The organism is Amycolatopsis sp. NPDC098790 (genome assembly GCF_044759945.1).
Taxonomy (GTDB): domain Bacteria; phylum Actinomycetota; class Actinomycetes; order Mycobacteriales; family Pseudonocardiaceae; genus Amycolatopsis.
This window is the reverse complement of record NZ_JBIWAI010000008.1, coordinates 250,626-260,560: the sequence shown is the minus strand read 5'-3', so window position 1 is coordinate 260,560 and position 9,935 is coordinate 250,626. Positions and strand designations below refer to the sequence as shown.

Sequence of the window (9,935 nt, the reverse complement as noted above, 5' to 3'; positions counted from 1 at the left end):
GCACTCCACCGCTGTAGCAAGCCAGCACTCATGGTCGTTCTGGTCGAATGTAGGTCGGCGCGCACCGCCGCCGGATCCCCTGAAAAGCCTTCTAGGGGCGGGAGATCACCAGGCGATGCGCAGGAGCGACGGCCCCCGCACGATCACGCCGTACTCCCACTTGACGCCCTCGCGGCCGTCCGCGAACCGCAGGTCCGGGAACCGCTCGAGGATCGCCTTCAACGCTTCCTGCAGCTCGAGCCGCGCCAGCTGCGCGCCGATGCAGTGGTGCGGGCCGTGCCCGAACGCCACGTGCGGGTTCGGCTTGCGCGTCAGGTCGATGCGGTCCGGGTCGGCGAAGACCTCCGGGTCGCGGTTGGCCGCGTGCAGCGCCGGCAGCACCGGGTCGCCCGCGCGGACGACGACGTCACCGAAGCGGATGTCCTCGGTCGCGTACCGCGCGAACATGGCCGCAGTGTTGATCGGCACGTACCGCAGCAGCTCTTCGATCGCCGTCGGCATGATGTCCGGGTTCGCGCGCAGCTGCGCCAGCAGTTCCGGGTTCGTCAGCAACGTGAAGACGAAGCTGGGCAAGGCCGTCGACACCGTCTCGACGCCACCGGTGAGCAGTCCCGCGCCGGCGATCGAGATCAGCTCGTTTTCGGTCAGCTTGTCGCCGGCGTCGCGGGCGTAGACGAGCGCGCCGAGCAGGTCGTCGGTCGGCTCCTCGCGGCGCTGGGCCACCAGCCCGGCGACATAGTTGTCGAGCTTGTCGCCGTAGACGTCCAGCACGTCACCCTTGGCCGTGGCGTCGCTGACCAGCGCCTGCGTCCACTCGCGGAAGATCTTGTGGTCCTCCTGCGGCACGCCGAGCAGGTCGCAGATGACGGTGACCGGCAGCGGCCGCGCCAGCTCCTCGACGAGGTCGGCGCTGTCGCCGTGCGCCTGCATGTCGTCGAGCAGGCGGTTGACGAGGTCCTTGACGCCGTCGCGCATCTGCTCCAGCCGACGTGCCGTGAAGGCCTTCGACACCAGGCGGCGCAGGCGGGAGTGGTCGGGCGGGTCCATCCCCATGATGCCGTCGCCCATCTGCTGGCGGCGCATCCGCGGCTGGTCGAGGCCCTGCGCGAGCTCCCGGCTGAACCGCGGATCAGTGGTCACCAGCTTGACGTCGGCGTACTTCGTCGCCAGCCAGGCCGGTTCGCCGAAGGGCATCTGCACCCGGCTCATCGGCTCTTCGCGCTGCAGGACGTGGTACTGCTCGGAAACGGAGATCTCGTGCATGTCGAACGGATACGCACGGACTGTCCGGCGTGAACTCGTCACGACTCGCCCCCAATCGCTCTCATCGGTTGTTCCAGCGCCTCGGCGTCGAAGGCGTTCTGGACGTGGGAAAGCGCCGACATCAGCGTCGACGAGGTGATCCGGTCGGCGTGGCGGCGTTCCACCACGCGGTGCAGCGGCAGCGACCCGAGCTCGGACCAGCCGAGCCGGCCCGCCGGGTCGAGGAAGCTGCGCGCCTGCCCTGCGTTGTCCGGGTGCAGGCAGTACGGGACGTCGAGCAGGCCGCGCTTGAACGCGACGACGATCGCGCGGCCGAGGTCGGCGTGGCTGTTCAGCACGGCGTCGACGAGCGCGTACGCCTCGCGGTAGACCTGGTTGTCCGCGTCCACAATGGCCTGTTCGGTGACCGCCCGCGCCGCCGCGCCCGCGTGCTCCAGCGCCGCGACGTTCTCGGCGACGGTCGGGATCCGGTGCGCCTCCGCGGTCGTCTTCACGATCAGCCGTTCCGACCCGGTCGTCACGGCCAGCTCGGCCGCCCGCCCCAGCAGGCTCCGGGCACCGTCGGACGTCCGCGGGAAGAGGCCCATGTAGGCGTAGATGACGACGTGCCAGGTGGCGTCGGGCAGCAGTTCGGCGCACAGCCGGCGCAGCGCGGACACGGCTTCCTGGTCCTGCGTCATGTTCGTCTGCTGGGCGTAGCTGACCGAAATGCTGCGGACGCCCTTGCGGTAGAAGAACAACGCCTCCAGCACCGACAGCGCGACCAGCTCGCTCGGCGGGCACAGCTGGCCCATCATGCAGCCGCCGAACGTCTCCAGGTGCGGTCGGCCGGCCGGGTGTTCGGCGTCGAGGAGCAGGTCGCAGCAGTGCGCCCAGTTGCGCACGCTCTCGTCGAGCGGCGTGCGGCTGTAGGGCAGGCAGTAGGAGACCGGCCCGCCCTCGGTGGCGTGCAGGCCGGCGGCGATCATGGCACGGAAGATGTCCGCCGGCCGCGCCGAACCGTGGCGCACCTGCACCGGGAACTCCGGGCCTTCGAGGCCGTCGAGCATCGCGCGGGTGACCTCGGGCGGGTGGTTGACGATCGGGTAGCCGTTGAGCGCGATCCCGTTGCTCAGCGCGTGGGCCACGGAAGCGGTGTCGCAGACTCGGGTGTAGCTGTCCAGCGTGACGGTGCCGACGGTCGCGGCGGCCGCGTCCTTCGTCGCGGCCAGCCCGGCGCGCATGACGGCCGGGTCCGCGAACCCCATGCGGGGCTGCACGACGAGCTCGCCGGCGGCGTGCCGTCGCGCGACGAACTCTTCGAAGCTCACGCCTCCACCTGGGAAACCCCGGCCGACAACGTCGCGGCGAACCGGCGGAACGAGGCCGCGCCCTGCTGGTCGTCGAACACCGCGTCGAACCCGGCGAGCAGCAGCTGCGCGGTCTCCTCCGCGGTCAGCGCGCCGTCGACACCGAGCTTGCCGCCGATCACCACCGGCAGCCGGCGCAGCTCGGGGAGGGCGCGCAGCCGCTGGATCACGCGCATCCCGTCCTGGTGGCCGTGGCCGTTGACGCTGCTCAGCACGAGCATCGACGGCCTGCGGCTCAGGCATTCCGACTCCAGCAGCTCGTCGGGCACGCACGCGCCGAGGTTCACGACGTCGAAGCCGAGCTCGCCGACGAGCAGCTCGAGGTAGACCAGGTTCCAGGTGTGGGAGTCCGACGCCATGCTGCTGACGATCACCGTCCGCCGCGGCGGCTCGGTGACGATCCCGGCGCCGTAGGCGCGCAGTTCTTCGGTCATGGCGAAACCTCGTAGACGCGCTGGTAGTCCAAACGCGACACCGAGAGGGCCTTGCCGCCGCGCACCACGATCTCCACCGGCGTGGGCCGGCCGAGGAAGCTGATCAGGCTGGCGGTGACGCCGTAGGCGCCGACGTTCGGCACGGTGACGACGTCACCGGAGGCCAGCTCGGGCAGCTTCGCCGCCTTGGCGAGCGAGTCGCCGGGAGTGCACAGTGGACCGACGAGGCTGCCGACCACGTCGCCGGTCTCCTCGACGCCGACGGCCGCGGGAAGCAGCCTTCCGATCCCGGAGAGCCCGCCGACGACGTTGATCCCGGCGTCCAGCACGACGAACCGGCTGCCGCGGCTCTTCTTGACGTTGACCACGCCGGCCAGCAGCGAACCGCAGCTGCCGGACAGGTACCGGCCGGACTCGCAGGCCAGCTCGATCCCGCCGTCGCGCCACTCGGGCAGGTGCAGGTCGAGCAGCGTTTCCAGGCCGCCGCGCAGCTTCGGGTAGTCGGTGCGCGGGCCGGGGACCGCGTACGGCGAGGAGAAGCCGCCGCCGATGTCCAGGACTTCCAGAGGCAGGCCGACTTCGTCGCGCAGGCGCGCGGCCGAGGTGAGGACGAACTCGTACTCGCCGAGCAGGGCGTCCTCGTCCTGGGCGTTGCTCATGGTGAAGAAGTGCGCGCCGACGATCCGCGCGCCCGGCACCGCCTTGAGCGTGGGCATGAGCTCGGGCAGCGTTTCCGCGTCGATGCCGAACTGGGACGGGCGGCCCATCATCCGGATGCCGGTGCCGCCGCTGCTCGCGGTGGTGTTGATGCGCAGCAGGGCGGACGCGGTCACGCCCTGGTGCCCGGCCGCCGCGCCGACGTGCTGCAGGTCGGTCAGCGACTCCACGGAGAACAGCCGGACCCCGGCGGCGAGCGCGTGCTCCAGCTCGTCGTTCGTCTTGCCCGGTCCGGTGTAGAGGATGCCGGCCGGGTCGAACCCGGCTTCGAGCGCGTTGACCAGTTCCCCGGTGGAGCTGATCTCCGCGCGGCAGCCGCCGCGGCGCAGCTCGCGCCCGATTTCCGGGTGCGGGTTGGACTTCAGCGCGTAGAACAGGTGGAAGCCTTCGGGCAGCATGCCGAAGAGCTGGTCGCGCGACTCGGCGACGACGTCGAGGTCGTAGACGTAGGCGGGCGTGCCGTACTTCGCGGCGAGATCGTCGTACTTGCTCATGCGCGGGCCCCCTCAACCAGCTGCGCGAGTTCCTTGGTGGCGTTCTTGCCGTGCGCCGTGAGCGGGAACTCCTCGACGACGTGGCACAGCGACGGGACCTTCTGCGGCTCGAGGCGCTTGGCCAGCTCGCGCAGCACGGTCGTGGGCGGCAGATCGGTCTCGACGCAGATGGCGAGGTCCCGCGTCTCGCTCGGCGGGATCGCACCCGCCGCGCGGACACCGGGGATGTCCATCGCCGCGGCTTCGATTTCCAAAGTGGACATCCGGATGCCCTTGCGCTTGAACATGTCGTCGCGGCGGCCCTCGAAGTAGAGGTAGCCGTCGGCGTCGAGGCGGCCGTAGTCACCGGTGTGCAGGCGCGGTTCGCCGGTGGTCTCGTCGCGGCGGAACGCACGCGCGGAGATCTCGGGTGCCCGCCAGTAGCCGGGCATGACGTGCGGGCCGGCGGCGACGATCTCGCCGATGTCCCCGGCGGGCAGCTCGGTCCCGTCGGCGGCGAGGATCAGCACGGACGTGCCGGGCAGCGGCAGCCCGGACGAACCGGGGCGCTCGGTGTCCTCGCCGGGCGGCATGATCGTGATCCGCTTGCACTCGGTCTGGCCGAACTGGCGGACGACCTTGACCCCGGGGAAGGCTTCGCGCAGCTGCGCGATGGTGGAGTCGGGCAGCGCCGCACCGGTGTTGGTGAACAGCCGCACGGGCGCGGCCGGCTCGGTGTCGCGCTGCGCGAGCGTGGCGATCATGGTGGCCAGCGACGGGACGATCGGCACGACGGTGGCCCCGACCTCGCGCATTCGCTGCAGCAGCCGCAGGTCCGACTCGGCGTCGGCGAGCACGATTTCGCTGCGGCCGAGCGTGCTCAGCAGGACCTTGTAGAGGCCGTAGTCCCAGGACATCGGGAACCGGCAGAAGACGACGTCGTCCCGGCGGTAGCCCAGGACTTCCTGGATGGCGCGGGAGGCGAAGGTGACCTGGCGGTGCGGGCCGATCACGCCCTTCGGGGCGGCGGTGCTGCCGGAGGTGTAGACGAGGACGGCGATGTCGTCTTCGCTCGTTTTCGCGGCTTCCGCTTTCTGCCCGTTGTTCTCTTCCACTTCGGTCCAAAAGGGATCGAAGGTCTCGGGGGTGAGCACGAGGACGGGTTCGGCGTTGGCCACGACGGAGTCGAAGTGGAACTTCTTCATGGCCGGGTTGATCGGCACGAACACGGCCCCGCTGCGCGAGGTCCCGTAGAAGAGGGCGACGAGCGCCCGATCGGTGGGCAGCTGCACGACGACGCGATCGCCGTGCCCGACCCCGCGACGGGCGAGCACCACGGCGACGGCGTGGCTCCACGCCTCGAGCTCACCGTAGGTCCAGGCACCGGCACGGTCCCGGACGGCCGACGCCCCGGCCGCGTCGGCCGCCGCCGCGTCGAGCAGAGAATGGACCAGAGAATCGTTCACGACTGCCACTCCGTAGGACTCGAAGGATGACCGGGCCGGCGTGGAAGACACACCTGGAGACCTTCGAAAAGCTAGCCGCGCCGACCTGCGGATCCACACCCCTAACGGCCCCTAAGCCCGCTCCGGCCGGGGTCCGGGCGCGCCAAAGCGGTCGTGAGTGGGAAACAGGGTTAGAACCCTGTTTCCCACTCACGACCAAGCCGCGGCAGACTGCTCAGGCGACGGGCGCCGGGGCCTCGCCGAGTCGCTCCCGAACGTCTTGAATGAGTCATTCAGGACCTCCGGCGACCTGAATGACTCATTCAAGACACCCGCACCCGGCCCACCGCCCGCGCCGCCCGCTCTCGCCGCGCGGGCCGCCCGCGCCGCGGCCCGCGGCTGGAACGTCGTGAAGGCCTCCTCACCGGTCACCGAAGCCGGTAAGGAGGCCTTCACCGCACTTCCCTCAGACGGAAGCGGGCGCGAGGATCTCCGCCGCGCGGGCCGCCAGCGTCTTGCGGTCGATCTTGCGGTTCGAGTTCAGCGGGAACTCGTCCACGTGCCGGTAATGCCGCGGAATGACCCCCTCCGGCAACACCGACCGCAGCGCCCGGACCATCTCCAGCACCGACCGCTCCCCACCCGTGTAGAACACGAACAGTTCAGTCCCGACGTCCCCCGCGACCCCCAAAGCCACCGCGTCCTGGATCCCACAGTCGCGCAGGGCGTGCTCGACCTCCGTCAGCTCGATGCGCCACCCCAGCACCTGCACCTGGGAATCCAACCGGCCCAGGTACGCCAGCCCGTCGGAAAGCCGGCGCACGCGATCACCCGTCCGGTAGAACCGCTTCCCGTCGCGCTCCACGAACCGGCCCTGCTCGTCGGACGGGTCCAGGTAGCCCGGCGTCATCTGCGGGCCCGCGATGGCCAGCTCGCCCTCGACGTCGTCGCCGTCCAGCAGGATGTGGTCGTGGCCCGCGTGCACCGTCCCGATCGGCACCACGCCGTTCACCGCGATCTGCGGCGTCACGACGTCGTCCCAGCGGTAGCCCGACACCGTGATCGTCAGCTCGGTCGGCCCGTACAGGTTCTCCACCAGCGACGACGACGCCGCGGCCCGCCAGTCCGCCGTGTCGCGGACCGTCAGCGCCTCCCCTGCGAAGAAGCTCCACCGCAGCCCCGGCAGCGCGCCCGGGGTCAGGCCGCCCGTGCGGCGGACCAGGTCGATCGCGCTCGGCGTGGAGAACCACACCGTGAGCCCGCGCTCGGCCGCGAACCGCGGGAGGTTGCGGTACGCCCCGCCCGGCAGCACGACCGCCGGCGCCCCCGCGCCCCACGCGCAGAACAGGTCGAACATCGCGCAGTCGAAGTTCAGGTCGAACGTCTGCGAGAACACGTCGTCCGGCGTGAAGTCGTACCGCTCGTCCAGCAGGCCGAAGTAGTGGTCGACGGCCGCGTGCCCGATCCGCACGCCCTTGGGGCGCCCGGTCGAACCCGACGTGAACAGCACGTACGCGGTGTCCGAAGTAGGCGCCAGCGGTGCCGACAACGCCTGCGACGAACGAGGATCACTCAGCACCGGAACTCCGGGAGGCGCCACCGCGCGACCCCGCTCGTCGGCGATGAGCACGTCGACCCCGGCGGCCGAAACCATCTGGGCGGTGCGCGCCGCCGGGAAGTCCGGGCGCAGCGGGACGACCGTCGCGCCGGCGTACAGCCCGGCCAGGATCCCCGCGTACGCCGTGACTCCCCTGCCCGCCAAAACCCCTACGGTGCGAGCGCCGGCTTCGGCCAGCGCGCCGCCCCACAGGAGGGCCAGGTCGTTCAGCCGCTCGTAGCTCAGCGCCTGGTCGCCCACGTGGACGGCCACGCCGCCACCGGAGCGTTCGAGGCCGCGCAGGAACCGCGTGTGCAGCCCGCTGGTGGCAACCGTGTCCATCGAAGTCCTCCGCTTGTGAATAGGGGTGCCGATGCGTCGATCCGGGACGGTGACGCGCGGTAGAGTCCAAAACCGAACCGGGCGGTCGGTTTCCTCTCGGTAGATCCCAACCTAGCGATCCGGAGTAGCCATGTGGGACAGCACTTTCGACGAGACCCTTCGCACGTTCCTCCCCTTCCTGCCCGCCGAGGAGGCGCTGACCGAAGGGACCCCGCTGCGCGAGTACGGGCTGGACTCGCTCGCCACCGTGGAGCTGCTCTCCGTGCTGGAGCAGAGCTACAACGTGCGGTTCGAGGACGACGCCCTGAACCTGGAGACGTTCGAGAACCCCGGCCGGCTCTGGACCACGCTGTCCGCGCTGCAGCCCGCTAGCTGACCCGCGAAGGTCCTGCGCCCCGACGACGGGGTTGCAGGGCCATGCGCGGGTTGACCGTGACGACCTCGAAGCGGCTCGTGGTGACGCGGACGCGCCCGAACAGCGTGTCCGGGCCCGCGACCCACAGCTTGCGCACGCCGTTGCCGGCGAGCGTGTGCACGACGTCCGGCCAGCGCATCGGCTTGACGATGCTGTCGAGCAGCATCGTGCGCACCTGGTCACCGGTGCGCAGGATCTCGCCGTCCTGGTCCGCGACGATCGGCAGCAGGGGGTCGTGGAACTCCAGGTCGCCGAGCACCTCGTCCTCCGCCTTGCGGCGCAGCGCCCCGAACGCGCGCGAGTGCAACGGCGGCCGCATCGTGTAGAGGGAGAGCCCGCCCATGCTCCGGACCGTCTGCTTCAGCCAGTCGAGGTTCTTCTCGCGCACGGAAACCATGTAGAAGTCGTGGTCGATGTAGCACGAGATGTCGAACCACTCGCCCTTGGCGTCCAATTGCGACAGGGCGTCCTTCAGCTTCTCCTCCGGGGTGCGGACGAACGAGTGCGTGACGACGTCGGTGTACTCGGTGTCGAAGAACTCGGTCAGGCAGCGCGCGAGCTCCGCCGTCATCCACACCGCGTCCGGGAAGGTCAGCGACCCGGCGTACACGCTGGCGGGTTTCTCGCCGAAGCTCGGGCCGGCGCAGAAGTCGGGGCTCATCCCCTGCTCCTCCTCGGCCCACTCGGCCAGTGCGACGCAGGTGAGCATGAACCCGACCTGCGCGTACGGCGAGTAGTCGCCCTCGGTTTCGCGGAAGCGGTCGACCAGCGAGTAGCCGAGCCGCTCGTTCGCCTCCCCGATCAGCCGGCGGGCGAAGGGGTTGATGAGCAGGAACTTGCCGAAGTCGGCGAAGCGACAGGGGCTCATCCCGGGGAAGACGACCGCCGATGCCGCCCGGGTGTCCTCATCCATGACTGGCGACCTCTCGTTCGACCCGGCTCGCGGGTGCGGTGGGGTGGACGTCCCGCAGGAACCCCAGCAGGACTTCGCGGAACCGCTCGGGCTCCTCGAGGTGCGGGACGTGGCTGGAGTCCTCGAAGATCTCCCAGCGCACGTCGTGGATCCGGTCGAAGTACGGCTGCACGGTGACGGGGGTGGCTTCGTCGTGGCGTCCCGAGATCAGCAGCGTCGGCACTTCGATGTCGTCGAGCTCGTCGATCACCGAGTAGTCCTTGAGCGTGCCGGTGACGGTGAACTCGCTCGGCCCGTTCATGGTGGCGTAGACGGTGTTGTCGTCGGCCATCTCCATGAACGAGGCCAGGTAGTCGGCCGGCCACGGCAGCACACGGCAGACGTGCCGGTCGTAGAACGCGCGCATCAGCTCGAAGTACTCCGGCGCGCCGGTGGTGCCGGCGGCTTCGTGCGCCCGCAGCTGGTCGTCGACGCCCGGCGGGAGCTGGGCCCGCAGCACGTCCATCTCCTGGCGCCACAACTGGTAGGACGCCGGCGAGTTCGCGATCACCAGTCCGCGCAGGCCGTCCGGGCGCTGCGCGGCGTGCCGCGCGACGACCAGGCCGCCCCACGACTGTCCGAACAGGACGTAGTTGTCCTCGATGCCCAGGTGCTGCACCAGGTTGTCCAGCTCGTCCCCGAACAGCTCCGGCGTCCAGAAGTCGGCGCCCTTGCCCGGCAGCCTCGTCGAGCCGCCGCTGCCCAGCTGGTCGTAGTGCACCACCGGGAACCCGTGCCCGGCGAGCGAGCAGAGGCTCAGCAGGTAGTCGTGCGTGCTCCCCGGCCCGCCGTGCACGACGACGACGGCGGGCGCATCGCCCCCGGTCTCCCCGGTGACGCGGTACCAGGTGCGGTGCCCCCCGAAGGGCACCCAGCCCTTCGTGATCGGTGCCACGGCCATGTTCATCACCTCTGTTCGTATCCCTCGCCCCGGCACACGCGGCCGGA

Annotated in this window: 9 protein-coding genes; 1 reads left to right on the top strand and 8 read right to left on the bottom strand. The window is 70.4% G+C overall.

Annotated elements, in window-relative coordinates; all coding sequences use genetic code 11:
• Window positions 1–105 precede the first annotated feature (105 nt).
• From ACIQWX_RS44825 to ACIQWX_RS44800, 6 genes are all read right to left on the bottom strand, one after another.
• Window positions 106–1,263 carry a cytochrome P450 gene (locus ACIQWX_RS44825; RefSeq protein WP_400884854.1) on the bottom strand — a complete coding sequence of 386 codons (1,158 nt, stop codon included), beginning with the start codon at window positions 1,261–1,263 and terminating at the stop codon, window positions 106–108.
• 38 nt (window positions 1,264–1,301) lie between these two features.
• Window positions 1,302–2,573, bottom strand: a complete 1,272-nt coding sequence (locus ACIQWX_RS44820; RefSeq protein WP_400884852.1) for a methylaspartate mutase — start codon at window positions 2,571–2,573, stop codon at window positions 1,302–1,304.
• A complete protein-coding gene (locus ACIQWX_RS44815) occupies window positions 2,570–3,046 on the bottom strand; it encodes a cobalamin B12-binding domain-containing protein (protein WP_400884849.1) in 477 nt (158 codons plus the stop codon). The genes ACIQWX_RS44820 and ACIQWX_RS44815 overlap by 4 nt, the downstream gene beginning before the upstream one ends.
• Window positions 3,043–4,257 (bottom strand): type III PLP-dependent enzyme, encoded by a 1,215-nt coding sequence (locus tag ACIQWX_RS44810; protein WP_400884846.1) that lies wholly within the window; start codon window positions 4,255–4,257, stop codon window positions 3,043–3,045. The genes ACIQWX_RS44815 and ACIQWX_RS44810 overlap by 4 nt, the downstream gene beginning before the upstream one ends.
• Window positions 4,254–5,702, bottom strand: coding sequence for an AMP-binding protein (locus ACIQWX_RS44805; RefSeq protein ID WP_400884844.1), 1,449 nt, complete (start codon window positions 5,700–5,702; stop codon window positions 4,254–4,256). The genes ACIQWX_RS44810 and ACIQWX_RS44805 overlap by 4 nt, the downstream gene beginning before the upstream one ends.
• A gap of 445 nt (window positions 5,703–6,147) precedes the next feature.
• Window positions 6,148–7,620: an AMP-binding protein gene (locus ACIQWX_RS44800; protein WP_400884841.1), complete on the bottom strand. Its 1,473-nt coding sequence runs from the start codon at window positions 7,618–7,620 to the stop codon at window positions 6,148–6,150.
• A gap of 130 nt (window positions 7,621–7,750) precedes the next feature.
• Between ACIQWX_RS44800 and ACIQWX_RS44795 the strand changes: the two genes are divergently transcribed.
• On the top strand, window positions 7,751–7,996 hold the full coding sequence (locus tag ACIQWX_RS44795) for a phosphopantetheine-binding protein (protein WP_400884838.1): 246 nt from the start codon (window positions 7,751–7,753) through the stop codon (window positions 7,994–7,996).
• On the opposite strand, the gene ACIQWX_RS44790 is transcribed toward ACIQWX_RS44795, so the two are convergent.
• Window positions 7,989–8,948: an ACP S-malonyltransferase gene (locus ACIQWX_RS44790; protein WP_400884835.1), complete on the bottom strand. Its 960-nt coding sequence runs from the start codon at window positions 8,946–8,948 to the stop codon at window positions 7,989–7,991. The two genes, ACIQWX_RS44795 and ACIQWX_RS44790, sit on opposite strands and share 8 nt — an antisense overlap.
• The gene (locus ACIQWX_RS44785; RefSeq protein WP_400884832.1) at window positions 8,941–9,888 is read right to left on the bottom strand and encodes a proline iminopeptidase-family hydrolase; all 948 of its coding nucleotides are present in this window, start codon (window positions 9,886–9,888) and stop codon (window positions 8,941–8,943) included. The genes ACIQWX_RS44790 and ACIQWX_RS44785 overlap by 8 nt, the downstream gene beginning before the upstream one ends.
• Window positions 9,889–9,935 lie beyond the last annotated feature (47 nt).

Coding starts and splice junctions, on each gene's coding strand:
- ACIQWX_RS44825 (WP_400884854.1), bottom strand. CDS start 1,263: ATGCACGAGATCTCCGTTTCCGAGCAGTACCACGTCCTGCAGCGCGAA.
- ACIQWX_RS44785 (WP_400884832.1), bottom strand. CDS start 9,888: ATGGCCGTGGCACCGATCACGAAGGGCTGGGTGCCCTTCGGGGGGCAC.
- ACIQWX_RS44815 (WP_400884849.1), bottom strand. CDS start 3,046: ATGACCGAAGAACTGCGCGCCTACGGCGCCGGGATCGTCACCGAGCCG.
- ACIQWX_RS44795 (WP_400884838.1), top strand. CDS start 7,751: ATGTGGGACAGCACTTTCGACGAGACCCTTCGCACGTTCCTCCCCTTC.
- ACIQWX_RS44800 (WP_400884841.1), bottom strand. CDS start 7,620: ATGGACACGGTTGCCACCAGCGGGCTGCACACGCGGTTCCTGCGCGGC.
- ACIQWX_RS44790 (WP_400884835.1), bottom strand. CDS start 8,948: ATGGATGAGGACACCCGGGCGGCATCGGCGGTCGTCTTCCCCGGGATG.
- ACIQWX_RS44810 (WP_400884846.1), bottom strand. CDS start 4,257: ATGAGCAAGTACGACGATCTCGCCGCGAAGTACGGCACGCCCGCCTAC.